Source organism: Pseudomonas sp. PSPC3-2 (genome assembly GCF_049897085.1).
GTDB classification, from domain to species: domain Bacteria; phylum Pseudomonadota; class Gammaproteobacteria; order Pseudomonadales; family Pseudomonadaceae; genus Aquipseudomonas; species Aquipseudomonas paraveronii.
This window is the reverse complement of the sequence record NZ_JAFCVO010000014.1, coordinates 68,387-81,951: the sequence shown is the minus strand read 5'-3', so window position 1 is coordinate 81,951 and position 13,565 is coordinate 68,387. Positions and strand designations below refer to the sequence as shown.

The following is a 13,565-nucleotide window of genomic DNA, read 5'->3' as shown; positions in this document are numbered from 1 at the left end:
CGGTTTTTTTTCGCCTGCGAGGTTTAGCCCTTCATCAACTGCGCGAGCAGTTCGTAGGAATGAATCCGGTCGGCGTGTTCGTACAGGTCGCAGGTAAAGATCAGCTCATCGGCGCCGGTCTGTTCGATCAGCACCTCCAGTTTGGCGCGGATCTTCGCCGGGCTGCCGACCATCGCCAGGCCGAGGAAGCTGCCTACGGCGTCTTTTTCATGGGGCAGCCACAGGCCGTCCATGCTGTTCACTGGTGGGCGCTGCACCAGGCTCTGCCCGCGCATCAGCGCCAGGATGCGTTGGTAGACCGACGTGGCCAGGTAATCGGCCTGTTCATCGGTATCCGCCGCGACCAACGGAATGCCAAGCATCACGTAGGGCTTGTCCAGAACGGCCGAAGGCTTGAAGTGATTGCGGTACACGCGAATCGCCTCATGCATCAAGCGCGGTGCGAAATGGGAGGCGAAGGCGTAGGGCAAGCCGCGCTCACCGGCCAGTTGTGCGCTGAACAGGCTGGAACCGAGCAGCCACACCGGGACGTTGGTGCCGGTGCCGGGAACCGCGATCACCCGTTGGTCGGGCGTGCGCGGGCCGAGGTAGGCCATCAGTTCGGCCACGTCGTCGGGGAAGTCGTCCGCGCTGCCGGAGCGTTCGCGGCGTAGGGCGCGGGCGGTCATCTGATCGGAACCGGGCGCACGCCCCAGGCCCAGGTCGATCCGGCCGGGGTACAGGCATTCCAGGGTGCCGAATTGTTCGGCGATCACCAACGGCGCATGGTTGGGCAGCATCACGCCGCCGGAACCGACGCGGAGGGTCGAGGTGCCGCCGGCCAGGTAACCGAGTAATACCGAGGTGGCCGAGCTGGCGATGCCATCCATATTGTGGTGTTCAGCTACCCAGAAGCGGTTGTAGCCAAACTTTTCCACATGCTGGGCCAGGTCCAGGGAATTGCGCAGCGACTGTGCGGGACTGCCGTTGGCCCGCACGGGCACCAGGTCGAGGGTCGAGAACTTCACGTCGGACAGCGATTTCATAAGCCTGCTTCTCCAATAAGGGCGCAGGCTTCTTAGACGAACCAAAACCTGCCGCTTCATGTGCATGTTCTATGCAATGAGGGCATATACCCGAGATTCAATAGCGCGCGAGAAATTTCCTACCTTAGCGCTAGGTTTTTCTTACAAGTGAACTTTGGCAAAGCTTCTATCCTCAGAACCCTTACTGAAGCAAAACCACCGTTCGAGGAGACCGCTATGAGTATCGTGAAAAAAGCATCCGCGCATTGGGAAGGTGATCTGAAGACAGGTCTGGGTTCCATTTCCACGGAAACCGGCGTGCTGCGCGAAGCGCCCTACGGCTTCAAGGCCCGTTTCGAGGGAGGCAAGGGCACCAACCCTGAAGAATTGATCGGTGCGGCCCACGCCGGCTGTTTCTCCATGGCGTTTTCCATGATTCTCGGCGACGCCGGGCTCAAGGCTGACAGCATCGACACCCAGGCCGAAGTGACTTTGGACCAGGTCGACGGTGGTTTTGCGATCACCGCTGTACACCTGGTGCTCAAGGCCAAGATTCCCGGCGCGAGCCAGGCGCAGTTCGAAGAACTGAGCAAAAAGGCCAAGGAAGGGTGCCCGGTGTCGAAGGTGCTGAACGCGAAAATCAGCCTGGACGCCACACTCGTCAACTGACACCGCCTTAAAAATGTGGGAGGGGGCTTGCCCCCGATTGCGATCTGTCAGTATCGGATGAGCCGACTGAATACCGCTATCGGGGGCAATCCCCCTTCCACATTTAGTTGTGCGTTAAATCAGAACTCGTGTTTCCCCGATGTGGTCCTATAGCCTATGCAGCCTTAGGCGCACACCCGTGCGCATGCATTCAGGGAGCTTCACACATGAAACGTTTTGCTTTGGCGATCATCTGCGGTGTGTTGGCCACATCGGCCGTGGCCGCACCCAAAGACTGCGAAGAGCTCAGGAAAGAGATCGAGATCAAAATCCAGGCCAAGGCGATTCCGTCCTACACCCTGGAAGTCATCACTACCGAAGAAGCCAAGAACCACGACCGCGCGATGATTGTCGGTTCCTGCGAAAACGGTACCAAGGCGATCATCTACCAGAAGAACAACGACTGATCAGATGCAGTTCACGCTGCGCTCTTGCGCCAATAACTGACGCGCGGCGTTGTACAGCCGGATACTCGGTGTGTAGGCCAACGAGCGCCCCTCCAGGCGATAACGCTGGCCGGCCTCGAAGTGGTCGTACTGCAAGGTCATGAAGCAGGTCCGGTCCTGGGTTTGTGCCAATCCGCCAAAGCTGCCGCCGGCCGGCACTTCGAAATCAAAGCGCACCATCAGCTCGTGACTGCCCGGCGGGACCTGGAAGAAGCGTCCGTCGTTGAGGTTCTTCCCATCCAGACGTTGGGCCATCACCAGCTTGGCCCCCGGTGTCGGGGTGGCGAAATCGACCCAGGCCTGTTGCGGGTCCACCGGCGGGATGGGCGGCGAAGCACAGGCGCTGAGCAACAGGGCGGCGATGGGAAGCACTAGCTGGCGCATGGCGGGCACTCAACACAAGGAGAGGTTTGAGTATAAACACGCTACGCCATGGAAAAACGCCGGGCAGTCACGATAGGCTGGCGAGCCAATTACCCAAGGAGCAGTCGCGGCATGGTCAGGCGTTTTCTTCCAGGGTTGTGGGTTGTGCTGCTCAGCGGGTGTTCCAGCGTCGGTTATTACGGCCAATTGGCCAGCGGCCAGTGGCAGTTGCTGCAGGCCAGGGAGCCGGTGGCCAAGGTGATTGCCGACCGCGCGCGACCGCAGCCGTTACGTGATCACTTGGTGCAAGCGCAAAAGGCGCGCACGTTCGCCAGCGCGCAACTGCACTTGCCGGATAACCAGAGTTACCGGCTGTACGCCGATATTGGCCGGCCATATGTGGTCTGGAATGTTTTTGCCACGCAGGAGTTTTCCCTGGCGGCGCAAAATCACTGCTTCCCCATCGCCGGCTGCGTCGCCTATCGCGGCTATTACAGCCAGGGTGCGGCGCGGGGTGAGGCCGCGTTGCTCAAGCAGCAAGGCATGGATGTGTCGATTGGCGGCGTCGAGGCCTATTCCACCCTGGGTTGGTTCAATGACCCGATCATGAGTTCGATGCTGAGCTGGGGCGATGAGCGCCTGGCCACGTTGATTTTTCACGAGCTGGCGCACCAGCGCTTTTACGTGAAGGACGACACCGAGTTCAATGAGTCCTTTGCCACCTTCGTCGAACAGGAAGGCACGCGCCAATGGCGCGTCGCCCGGGGCCTGGCGCCGATCGGCAGCGCGGCGCTGCAGCAGCGTGACCAATTTACCCGGTTGGTCCTCGATACCCGCAAACGTCTGGAAACACTCTACGCCCAGCCCTTGGCAGCCGATGCGATGCGGCGGGCCAAGGCGGCCGAATTCGAGCGCCTGCGCAGCGAATACCGGCGGGTGCGGGACAGTCAGTGGGGTGGCGACAAACGTTATGACGCCTGGGTGAATCTGCCGATGAACAATGCGCGGCTTCTACCGTTCGGGCTGTATGACCAGTGGGTGCCGGCGTTTGCGGCGTTGTTCCGACAGGACGGTGGGAATTGGCTGAAGTTCTATGCGGCAGTGGAGCGGATGGGCCATTTGCCGGTGGCACAGCGTAAGGCGGCGTTGAGGCAGTTGGAAGGTGCTGGCCGGTAGGGCCTCATCGGGAGCAAGCCCCCTCCCACATTTTGATCCGTGTACGCAGGCCAAATGTGGGAGGGGGCTTGCTCCCGATAGCGCCCTCAAGGCCGCTGCAAAAACGCCTGATGCATCTGCGCCAACGTCTGGAAATGCCAGGTCGGCGCTTCAGCATTCAACTCTTCGAAACTGCCGAACCCATACCCGACCGCCGCCGAATCCAGCCCATTGCTGCGCGCCCCGATCAAGTCGTGCTTGCGGTCGCCGATCATCAAGGTGGTGGCCAAGTCCAGGCGTTCTTCGCGCATCAAGTGGGCAATCAGCTCGACCTTGTTGGTGCGCGTGCCGTCCAGCTCGCTGCCGTAGATCACCTTGAAGTGCTTGGCAAAATCGAAATGGCGGGCGATCTCGCGGGCAAATTCCCACGGCTTGGAGGTGGCTACATACAACTGGCGACCCTGGCTGTTGAGGGCTTCTAGCAGCGGCATCACCCCGTCGAACACGCGGTTTTCATACAAACCGATGACCTTGAAGCGTTCACGGTAGAAGTTCACCGCTTCCCAGGCCTTGGCTTCGTCGAAGCCGTAGAACTGCATAAAGGCTTGCAGCAACGGCGGGCCGATGAAGTGTTCGAGTGTGGTGATGTCGGGCTCGTCGATACCGAGTTTGCCCAGGGCGTACTGGATCGAACGGGTGATGCCCTCGCGGGGGTCGGTCAGGGTGCCGTCCAGGTCGAACAGTACGGTTGGATAGTGCAGGGTCATTGATCGAATCCTTGCGCCAGGTGCAGGTCTTTGAGCTTCACGTAGTTCGCGGCGCTGTAGGTGAAAAACGCGCGTTCCTTGTCAGTCAGTTCGCGGATCTGTTTAACCGGGCTGCCGACGTACAAGAAGCCGCTTTCAAGTTTCTTGCCCGGCGGCACCAGGCTGCCGGCGCCGATGATCACCTCGTCTTCGACCACGGCGCCGTCCATCACGATGCTGCCCATGCCGATCAGGATGCGATTGCCCACGGTGCAGCCGTGCAGCATGACTTTGTGGGCGATGGTCACATCGTCGCCGATCAGCAGTGGAAAACCATCGGGATTGAACGGCCCGGCATGGGTAATGTGCAGCACGCAGCCGTCCTGCACGCTGGTGCGCGCGCCGATGCGGATGCGGTGCATGTCGCCGCGGATCACGGTGAGCGGCCAAACCGAGCTGTCGTCGCCGATTTCTACATCGCCGATCACCACCGCCGAAATATCGACAAAAGCCCCGGCGCCCAGGGTTGGCGTGTGGTTCTGATAGGTGCGAAGGGTCACGATAGCCTCTCTCTCTTCTGCTGATAGCTGCGGTGGACGTTGATTGTAATTAAGATGGCCCCATCTTTGTTCTTACATGTTTCTTCAGCCAAGGTGCCAACCGTGAGCGCGAACAACCCTCTTCTGCAGCCCTACGACCTGCCGCCGTTCTCGGCGATACGTGCCGAGCACGTACAGCCGGCCATCGAACAGATCCTCGCCGACAACCGGCTTGCCATCGAAGGCATCCTGCAAAGCCAGGGGAAAAATCCGACATGGGCCGGTCTGGTCCTTGCCATGGATGAACTGAATGATCGTCTGGGCGCCGCCTGGAGCCCGGTCAGCCACCTCAACGCCGTGTGCAACAGCGCCGAGTTGCGTGAGGCGTATGAAAGCTGCCTGCCGGCGTTGAGCGCCTACTCCACCGAGATGGGCCAGAACCGCGAACTGTTCCAGGCGTTCGAGGCTTTGGCCAACAGCCCGCAAGCTGCCGGTTTCGATGTGGCGCAAAAAACCATCCTGGAACATTCGCTGCGCGATTTCCGCTTGTCGGGTATCGATCTGCCGCCCGAGCAGCAAAAACGCTACGCCGAAGTGCAAAGCAAACTCTCCGAGCTGGGCAGCAAATTCTCCAACCAACTGTTGGACGCCACCCAGGCCTGGACCAAACACGTTACCGATGAAGCCACCCTCGCCGGCCTGACCGACTCGGCCAAGGCACAAATGGCCGCCGCCGCCCAGGCCAAAGACCTCGACGGTTGGTTGATCACCCTGGAATTTCCCAGCTACTACGCGGTGATGACCTACGCCCAGGACCGCGCTCTGCGCGAAGAAATCTACGCCGCCTATTGCACCCGTGCGTCGGACCAAGGCCCGAATGCCGGTCAGAACGATAACGGCCCGATCATGCAACAGATCCTCGACCTGCGTCAGGAACTGGCCCGGCTGCTGGGCTATGCGTCCTTCTCCGAATTGAGCCTGGCCACCAAAATGGCCGACTCCAGCGACCAGGTGCTGAGCTTCCTGCGCGACCTGGCCAAGCGCAGCAAGCCGTTTGCCGCCCAGGACCTGCAACAGCTCAAGGCCTACGCCGCCGAACAAGGCTGCGCCGACCTGCAAAGCTGGGACAGCGGTTTCTACGGTGAAAAACTGCGTGAACAGCGCTACAGCGTGTCCCAGGAAGCCCTGCGCGCGTACTTCCCGATCGACAAGGTGCTCGGCGGCTTGTTTGCCATCGTGCAGCGTCTGTACGGCATCGAGATCGCCGAGCAGAAAGGCTTCGACACCTGGCACCCGGACGTGCGCCTGTTCGAAATCAAGGAAAACGGCCAGCACGTCGGCCGTTTCTTCTTCGACCTGTACGCCCGCGCCAACAAGCGTGGCGGTGCCTGGATGGACGGCGCCCGCGACCGTCGCCGCACCGTCGAAGGTGTGTTGCAAAGCCCGGTGGCCAACTTGGTGTGCAACTTCACCCCGGCCGACAGCGGCAAGCCTGCCCTGCTGACCCACGACGAAGTGACGACGCTGTTCCACGAATTCGGCCACGGCCTGCATCACCTGCTGACCCGTGTCGAGCATGCCGGCGTGTCCGGCATCAACGGCGTGGCCTGGGATGCGGTGGAGTTGCCGAGCCAGTTCATGGAGAACTGGTGCTGGGAGCCGGAAGGCCTGGCGCTGATCTCCGGCCACTACGAAACCGGCGAGCCGCTGCCCCAGGACCTGCTGGAAAAAATGCTCGCGGCGAAAAACTTCCAGTCCGGCCTGATGATGGTGCGCCAGTTGGAGTTTTCGCTGTTCGACTTTGAGTTGCATGCCACCCATGGTGACGGCCGCAGTGTGGCGCAGGTACTCGAGGGCGTGCGCGACGAGGTGTCGGTGATGCGTCCGCCGGCCTACAACCGCTTCCCCAACAGCTTCGCGCATATCTTCGCCGGTGGTTACGCTGCGGGTTATTACAGCTACAAGTGGGCTGAAGTGCTGTCCGCCGATGCTTTCTCCAAGTTCGAAGAAGACGGCGTGCTCAATGCCGAAACCGGACGTGCTTTCCGCGAGGCGATCCTGGCCCGTGGCGGTTCCCAGGCGCCGATGGTGTTGTTTGTCGATTTCCGCGGGCGTGCGCCGTCCATTGACGCACTCTTGCGCCACAGCGGCCTGAGTGAGGACGCAGCAGCATGAGTGACGTGCCAGTGATTACCAAAAAGCAGTTTATTGCCGGGGCTGTTTGCCCGGCGTGCAGCGAGCCGGACAAGTTGAAGATGTGGACCGAGGACAACGTGCCGCATCGCGAATGCGTGGCCTGCGGTTATACCGACACGCTGAATGATCAGGGCTTGTCGGTGCCCAAGGAGCTGGGTACGCGGGTCAATACCTCGGCGCTCAAAGCGCCGGACCCGAAGGTGCAGTCGGTGCAGTTCTTTCCTAACCCGAAGCTGAAGAAAGACTGAGATCCTGTCAGGGCGTAATCAGCGCTCTGGGGTCTTTGGTGGGTTCAACAGGGCTGGTGGTACCAGCCGTGTTGAACCAACTTTTCATTGAGCACAGGGCAAACTCGCTGGTGCTGCAATCGCCATTCGCCAAGGCTGTGCGCAACTTGTCGATATCGGCCTTCATCATGTAGCGAACACCGTCCTTGAGGCCCTTGCTGCTGCCGAAGCCGCCCAAGGTCATTTCGTTCAACGCCTCTTCCTTGCTCCAACCCTGAACCACCACGCGATACATCGCCGCCATCAGGCCGGTGCGGTCTGTGCCGTGTTTGCAGTGCATCAGCACTGCACCGTTGGCTTCGGCCTCGCGAATCGCCCTCAGCGCGGCGAGCACGTCAGCGTCATCGACATGGTTGGTGCGATAAACCAACTGGACCTGTCGGATATCAGGAGTTTTCAGCCAATCGCTGTCGGACTCTGGCAGAAAGTTGATTACGGTGCCGATCTTGAGTTTTTCCAGCAGAGGTACCGCGTTGCTGTCTGGCAGCGCGCTGCGATAGAGCGTGGGCGTCATCTGGTGCAGGTTGTATTGATTGCCAACCGGCTGCGCCCATTCGGATGAGCGAAGGGATGCGGTGTCGTCTGCCCAGGCGTGCGCGCTGGTGAACAGTGCCAGGAACGCGAGGCTGAGGGCCGGTAGCCATTGATGCTTGAACATGGGCGACGTAACCGATAGTGGGTTGGTGGGTGATGTCCAGAGTCGGTCATGCGGGGTCAATGGGGTGTGAGGGGCGCGTCAAAGAATCGTGAATCGCTGTCGGGCGACGTCCTGGGGCAGGCGACGCAAAAGCATTGACCGCCAAACGGCACTGGTCTTCCCGCTTGCGCCCCTATACTGTATATAAAAACAGTATAGGGGCATTTTCATGTCTGCACCTCTGCCGCCCCGTGGCCGGGGCACGGCGACCAACCTGCACAATCGTTTCGCGCCCACCGTCAGCGTGGCCGAGGACGACGGCTGGTATCAGGAAGTGCCGCCGACCCAGGGCACCGAAGTGCGTATCGAAACGGCCAAGACCATCATCACGCGCAACAACTCGCCGGACTTGCCGTTCGATCGCTCGATCAATCCTTATCGCGGGTGTGAGCATGGCTGGCTATGGTAAGTGATTCGAACCGATACAGAACCTGCATATACCTGTGAGGCAATTGATTCACTAAGCAGAAATTACTCCCACCCCTAGAAATTCGACTGCTATACCTTCGTAGTGGCAAGCGGCCACAGTGGGAAATATGGAGTAGGGAATGATTCGGAATATTGTCGCGGTTGGGATGCTTGTTTTCTCAGGAATCGCTTTGGCACAGTGGGGCAACGTGGAATACAACGCCACGTTGAAAAAGGAATACATATACTGCGGTAGCCAAAAGTCGCTAGACGAATTCGGGGCCTTTGCTCAAGACGGGGACGAGGACGGTGCAAACAAGATGGTCAGTGACGGTAAATGCCGTATCAGCTCGGGAATGAAGGTGAGGGTGTTCCAGGAGAACGACTACGCTGCCAACTTCCTTTCACCCAGCGGGAAGGCTTTCTACACGTTTAAAGCGTGGTTGAAGAAGTAGGAAAAACGCTGCTAAACCAGCGAAGGCTCAGTGCTTTCAAGCAAGGTAGCTGGAGCATGAGCGGTGGAGGAAGGTTAAATTTAAAATATGCTCGTTGGGGTGGCTCACTGGCTACCCCTGACTCGGAGAGGGAAGTAGGGCTAGGACGCCTCAGAGGGCCTGAAACCGCCCACAGAAGACGGTTCTAGAGGGTTCTACCTTATGCTTCGGCGGTCGTCACTGGGCGGCGTTCATCTCACGCTTGATGCGGTAGACGGTGGCAACACCACAGTCAGCAAGCTTGGATACCTGTTCGGCTGACATGGTCGGATGCTTGACCATCAGTGTTTGTACCTTCGCCCACAAGTCCGCATTCTTGGATTTGCCTGCTGGCTTCCACTCAGGTTCATCAATCTTCTTGTTCTCCAATCCTTGCTTTATACGTTCAACACGTTTGTCTTGATCCAGTCGTGCCATCGTAGCCATCAGGTCGATGAGCATGTCATTAATAACCCGCATCACTTCACCAGCAATACCATCTGTAGCCATTTGCCAGCTTGTTGGAAGGTCAGCGATTACCAGACGCAACCCTTTTGCTTTGATCGTGGCCTTGAGAATGTCCCAGTCAACATGTGACAGGCGACTGAGGCGGTCTACAGACTCAACCAACAGCACGTCTCCACTCTCGGCATTATCGAGCAAGGCAAGCAGTTCAGGTCGGTTGAGTTTGGTGCCACTGATGTTCTCTGAATAAATGCCAACGATGACCAACCCCTTTTCTGCCGCGAACGCTTCAAGCAAAGCTTTTGCACGATTGGCATCTTGATCCTTGGTACTGGCTCGCAGGTAGAGGTGGGCGTTCATGGCTGGCTATCCTTTAGAGTCTCTATTTGATAGCTCAATGATAAACTATCGTTAGTCTCTATGGAATAGTTTATTGATAGCCAATTTGGGGTGGCGACAGACGGTCTACGAACTACCGGAGTACTAGAGTCCTTTGATACTGATTTGAGTTGAATCGAGCGAGGTAAAGGCGTGGACTTAGATATCGGTAAACAAGACCGATAGATCAACCTTCAAGGCGTCAGCAAGAACCTTGATCGCGTCTAAGCTGGGATTGGCCCCACCGGTTTCTATACGACTCATGTACGTCCGGGCGAACCCGCACCTATCCGCAAAGGCTTCTTGAGTCATGCCGGTAGCAAGACGAAGCTCACGAATTCGATGGCCAAAGCGGTGACGTAGGGAGGGTGAAGGCATTCACGCATCGTGTGCTGATGTGCTCTAATCGTGAACACACTAATCGTGACATCGACACATAAAAGGAAGGGCGGGAATGAAGGATGGAATTATTAGGCTCAATGACTACCTGTGCTACCTAGCCATCGCGGTCATAGCTTTCGCTGGATACTCAGTTTATGGCGCTTTAGGTGGGCTGGGTGGGTTTGTCGCAGGATCAGTGATTGCAGGCTTCTGGCTCGTTCTGAGCGGAATATACGATGAGATTAGAAAGGTTACTGCCGCTAAGGGGCTATAAGATGCGGTTCGCTAACAAGCTCCAAGCTTACACAATTGCCTCTTTGGCTTTGCTTGGAAGCTATGAGACAGAGGCAAGTGATACAAAATTCACACCCTTGTCAGACGAAGCATGTTTATCGTATCTCAGCTACCTGCCATCGTCAGCCACCGCTGAAGATAAAAAGGCTATAAACAATCTGAGCGTTCACCTAGCAATGTCATCGTCATTGCGTTATCTGCTAGGCAAAGACTCCATCATTGCAGATATGAGAAATAGCTTTGGTGATACCCCGTTCATTACTAAGTTAGACACCGTAAAGAAAAAATTAGAAGTCGCACAAGTTGACTACCTTCGTGGCTATCTCAGTTATCAAGAGTCGCTCAACAGGGGACAGATGCAGAAGTACTTGAGCAAAGCATCAGAATACAAAAAATTTACTGGAACAGGGTCTATCTGCTCACTTCAATCATTGTATAAATCTTCTGACACTTCTCAAGTAGAGATGATTGAGAAGTTCGTAAATGCTTTGACATCAGTTGAAGATGCTAAATTCGGAAATTTTCAGATTAGGCGTGAAAGCTGCAAGGTGGGCGCATCTGTAGGAACTTCGAACCCTCACTCAGAGCCTGAGCGTTGGGATGGCTCACAATTCGTTGTAATCGATGCAAGATTTAAAAATCTCGACACTGAAGGTCGCCTGCCAAGCGAAGGAAGTCTGATCATTCAAACCAGCGATGGACGAGAGCTTCGATATGATACGACTGAAAGCGTCATGCAGCGCGGCTATGGCATCTATTTCAAGTCCATAAATCCGCTCGTCACTATGCCTACCAAAATTGTATATCGAATTCCAACAGATATTAGCGGTGAGGTGCTGTGGGAGCCTGGAAGAAACGTAGGCAAGAAGAGACTTTGGTGCACGTTCATTCTTCCAAAAATCTAAGAAAACCACCTCCCCAGGCAACCCACAGACTTGAACAAAGTGACTAAAGCTCTATTTATTTTAAGGCAACCATTAGGAATAACGATACATCACACATGCATCCGGAGGCGATAAATGGAATTAGATATTAGATTAAAGTGTGTGGCTTGTGGCTCTGAGGAATTCGAGCTTCAGTGTGAGATTACAGACTTAGAAGGTTTTATTGATTCCCCCTGCAGGAGATGCGGGCAAAAAGTAACCAATAGGGACATAGAAAAACTAAAAGACGATGTAGGTAAAAAGCTAGGGGATCTTCTTTCAAAAAGATATAGCAAGAAATAAGAAAACAGACGAACCTCTCAAAAATGCGCCTTTTATTTAGACGCATTTTTTCACAAATCAAACACCATTAAGCATCGAGTATCGATTAACCTTATTTTTTTTAAAGTAGCTGTTTAGATTGTGCGGCTTTTGATTATTTATTGTGCGCAAAGTAGACTCAATTTTTTCTGATGTTAACACCCTGCTCTTTGCCACCCCAGGAAATCTGGACTCCATGAATGTTTTAAACTCCTCAAGCGGCTGTTCAGCATACATAGTGATGTAGGCGTGCAACTCTCTCTTTGCGCTTAGATTTACTTTCAACAAAATTGGTTGACTGTACTTCCTCCCTAGTGATCTTTTGATTTTTGAATATTGCTCAAGGAAATAATCAGGCTCTATCCCATCTGGAAAAAAGAAAGAATATTGGTATTTGAAATCGTAAAGATCGAACAGAGAACAAAGCCTTCTTCTTGTCTTATCTATGCTGGTTTCACTCAAAGTAATACTCCTTTTTTATCGGACATCTCTTCCTATACTAGAACCTAGAAAAACTCACACCACTTCGAACCTTGAGACAGGCTGTACCACCTGTATTTAAAGGCCTACAACAGAAATGAAGGCCATCAAAAAAGACGATAAATAGCGATTTCAGTGTCCTACTTGTGCGGCAGAAAGTAAACTTTTGACTGCCTCATTGTGACTCATAGAGCAATCAATATTGTATGAGCATATGTGAGGCTGTAGCCCGCCACAAAAGAAGGGACCGATCTGCTTTCCCTCAGAAGTATATCCAGTTACGCGGGACAGTCTCCATAACCTCTAGGAACGAGTACCCATCTAGCTCCTTAGCTGCTACTGCTGGATTATTGCTAACCTCAACCGTCACTCCACCAAAATCGGTATTCAAATAACTCCTTTCAAGACTTTCGTGTGTGCCCTTGACGTTAACAAGCATTGTTCTGTGCCCCAGTTTATTCAGCAGCATGAAACGAAGCTCCTGCCAGTACGACATCTTTGATGTGTTTACCTTAACCTCGACGGCAACAAGCCCCGTGTCATCTTTTGCTATATAGTCAAACCTGCCCGGATGACCCGCAGGAAACGCAGCTAACCGTGCTCGATTGGCGTTCTTCATCGCCTCAGCTTCAGGAGTTGTCATACCCGCATTTCTAATATCAGCACCGCTGTAGGGGAGTCTTAAGTCCGTTGCTGCATACTTCTCCCACAGCTTCCTGATGTAACCGGAAATGAGTTGGTTATCCCGCATGAAGCCTCCTAACGGAAGTACATCCCCTCGATGATCCGAGGCAATCAACTCGGAGAACCGATTTGAACACTCGTAGGCAAAGTGCATCGCACTTCTTCTTTGCTTTACGCCGTCCTTATATAAGACAGAAACTCCTTTCGGGAATACTCTCTCAAGATTGTCTTGGCTGAACAACCCAACTCCACTTCCACATGGACACCTCTTGGCACTGTCGTCACGCATATCGCACTTCGAAGTATTCTTACAAACTGATGCAAGCAGTGCAATGTCGTCATCTGTCAGGTCAGCCCAAGATGGTACCGTACCACTTACCCAAACATTGTCATTGGAGAATTGGAGCGTAGCCAAGTCGACTCTCGATGAGCCGATCCAATATCCATTTACCGAAGGTATGCTCTTCATTAGTTCAGAGGCTCCAGACTTTCTATCCCCTCCGAAAGAAACTAATTCGAACCCTTTGCTCTGTAGATATCGGATTGCAATATCCTCACCGAAGACCCCCAGTACTTCAGGTTTAAACTTGGCCATCTTCATCCCCCATCATTACATT

General features: G+C 55.2%; 18 protein-coding genes and 1 pseudogene. 10 read left to right on the top strand and 9 right to left on the bottom strand.

All coding sequences use genetic code 11. The features are described 5' to 3' along the window. Positions 1-23 precede the first annotated feature (23 nt). Complete coding sequence (locus ACP7CJ_RS21750) at positions 24-1,025, bottom strand: LLM class flavin-dependent oxidoreductase (protein WP_276195604.1); 1,002 nt, start codon at positions 1,023-1,025, stop codon at positions 24-26. 216 nt (positions 1,026-1,241) lie between these two features. On the opposite strand from ACP7CJ_RS21750, the gene ACP7CJ_RS21745 reads away from it, so the two are divergent. After that, positions 1,242-1,673, top strand: a complete 432-nt coding sequence (locus ACP7CJ_RS21745) for an OsmC family protein (RefSeq protein ID WP_247400226.1) — start codon at positions 1,242-1,244, stop codon at positions 1,671-1,673. Positions 1,674-1,879: 206 nt separating this feature from the next. Next, positions 1,880-2,119, top strand: coding sequence for a DUF1161 domain-containing protein (locus ACP7CJ_RS21740; protein WP_426101909.1), 240 nt, complete (start codon positions 1,880-1,882; stop codon positions 2,117-2,119). Here the strand turns inward: ACP7CJ_RS21740 and ACP7CJ_RS21735 are convergent, their stop codons facing one another. After that, a complete protein-coding gene (locus ACP7CJ_RS21735) occupies positions 2,120-2,542 on the bottom strand; it encodes a hypothetical protein (RefSeq protein WP_426101911.1) in 423 nt (140 codons plus the stop codon). It abuts the gene before it with no gap. A 111-nt stretch (positions 2,543-2,653) separates the two neighbouring features. On the opposite strand from ACP7CJ_RS21735, the gene ACP7CJ_RS21730 reads away from it, so the two are divergent. Then, complete coding sequence (locus tag ACP7CJ_RS21730) at positions 2,654-3,697, top strand: aminopeptidase (RefSeq protein ID WP_426101913.1); 1,044 nt, start codon at positions 2,654-2,656, stop codon at positions 3,695-3,697. Between the two features lie 86 nt (positions 3,698-3,783). On the opposite strand, the gene ACP7CJ_RS21725 is transcribed toward ACP7CJ_RS21730, so the two are convergent. Together ACP7CJ_RS21725 and ACP7CJ_RS21720 are read right to left on the bottom strand one after the other, a co-directional pair. Further along, on the bottom strand, positions 3,784-4,443 hold the full coding sequence (locus ACP7CJ_RS21725; RefSeq protein ID WP_426101915.1) for an HAD family hydrolase: 660 nt from the start codon (positions 4,441-4,443) through the stop codon (positions 3,784-3,786). Further along, positions 4,440-4,982 (bottom strand): gamma carbonic anhydrase family protein, encoded by a 543-nt coding sequence (locus ACP7CJ_RS21720; protein ID WP_247400236.1) that lies wholly within the window; start codon positions 4,980-4,982, stop codon positions 4,440-4,442. Before ACP7CJ_RS21720 ends, ACP7CJ_RS21725 begins: the two co-directional genes overlap by 4 nt. A gap of 102 nt (positions 4,983-5,084) precedes the next feature. Between ACP7CJ_RS21720 and prlC the strand changes: the two genes are divergently transcribed. Beyond that, the gene (prlC, locus tag ACP7CJ_RS21715; RefSeq protein ID WP_426120571.1) at positions 5,085-7,136 is read left to right on the top strand and encodes an oligopeptidase A; all 2,052 of its coding nucleotides are present in this window, start codon (positions 5,085-5,087) and stop codon (positions 7,134-7,136) included. Further along, positions 7,133-7,405, top strand: coding sequence for a YheV family putative zinc ribbon protein (locus ACP7CJ_RS21710; protein WP_247400240.1), 273 nt, complete (start codon positions 7,133-7,135; stop codon positions 7,403-7,405). Before prlC ends, ACP7CJ_RS21710 begins: the two co-directional genes overlap by 4 nt. 7 nt (positions 7,406-7,412) lie before the next feature. Here ACP7CJ_RS21710 and ACP7CJ_RS21705 read toward each other — a convergent pair whose 3' ends face one another. After that, on the bottom strand, positions 7,413-8,102 hold the full coding sequence (locus ACP7CJ_RS21705; protein WP_276195610.1) for a tyrosine-protein phosphatase: 690 nt from the start codon (positions 8,100-8,102) through the stop codon (positions 7,413-7,415). A 208-nt stretch (positions 8,103-8,310) separates the two neighbouring features. Here ACP7CJ_RS21705 and ACP7CJ_RS21700 point away from each other — a divergent pair. Next, a pseudogene (locus ACP7CJ_RS21700) lies at positions 8,311-8,547 on the top strand (PA0069 family radical SAM protein); the annotation flags it as partial. A gap of 142 nt (positions 8,548-8,689) precedes the next feature. Continuing rightward, positions 8,690-9,004, top strand: coding sequence for a hypothetical protein (locus tag ACP7CJ_RS21695; protein WP_426101919.1), 315 nt, complete (start codon positions 8,690-8,692; stop codon positions 9,002-9,004). Positions 9,005-9,220: 216 nt separating this feature from the next. Here ACP7CJ_RS21695 and ACP7CJ_RS21690 read toward each other — a convergent pair whose 3' ends face one another. Then, the gene (locus ACP7CJ_RS21690) at positions 9,221-9,847 is read right to left on the bottom strand and encodes a recombinase family protein (protein WP_426101921.1); all 627 of its coding nucleotides are present in this window, start codon (positions 9,845-9,847) and stop codon (positions 9,221-9,223) included. 177 nt (positions 9,848-10,024) lie between these two features. Further along, positions 10,025-10,243 carry a helix-turn-helix domain-containing protein gene (locus tag ACP7CJ_RS21685; RefSeq protein ID WP_426101923.1) on the bottom strand — a complete coding sequence of 73 codons (219 nt, stop codon included), beginning with the start codon at positions 10,241-10,243 and terminating at the stop codon, positions 10,025-10,027. Between the two features lie 76 nt (positions 10,244-10,319). Between ACP7CJ_RS21685 and ACP7CJ_RS21680 the strand changes: the two genes are divergently transcribed. The 3 genes from ACP7CJ_RS21680 (at position 10,320) to ACP7CJ_RS21670 (ending at position 11,766) form a co-directional block, all read left to right on the top strand. Beyond that, complete coding sequence (locus ACP7CJ_RS21680) at positions 10,320-10,520, top strand: hypothetical protein (protein WP_426101925.1); 201 nt, start codon at positions 10,320-10,322, stop codon at positions 10,518-10,520. A gap of 1 nt (position 10,521) precedes the next feature. Continuing rightward, positions 10,522-11,445, top strand: coding sequence for a hypothetical protein (locus ACP7CJ_RS21675; RefSeq protein ID WP_426101927.1), 924 nt, complete (start codon positions 10,522-10,524; stop codon positions 11,443-11,445). A 114-nt stretch (positions 11,446-11,559) separates the two neighbouring features. Next, positions 11,560-11,766, top strand: a complete 207-nt coding sequence (locus ACP7CJ_RS21670) for an ECs_2282 family putative zinc-binding protein (RefSeq protein ID WP_426101929.1) — start codon at positions 11,560-11,562, stop codon at positions 11,764-11,766. Positions 11,767-11,823: 57 nt separating this feature from the next. Here the strand turns inward: ACP7CJ_RS21670 and ACP7CJ_RS21665 are convergent, their stop codons facing one another. Beyond that, positions 11,824-12,246 carry a hypothetical protein gene (locus ACP7CJ_RS21665; protein ID WP_426101931.1) on the bottom strand — a complete coding sequence of 141 codons (423 nt, stop codon included), beginning with the start codon at positions 12,244-12,246 and terminating at the stop codon, positions 11,824-11,826. 280 nt (positions 12,247-12,526) lie between these two features. Then, positions 12,527-13,543, bottom strand: a complete 1,017-nt coding sequence (locus ACP7CJ_RS21660; protein ID WP_426101933.1) for a hypothetical protein — start codon at positions 13,541-13,543, stop codon at positions 12,527-12,529. Between the last annotated feature and the right edge of the window lie 22 nt (positions 13,544-13,565).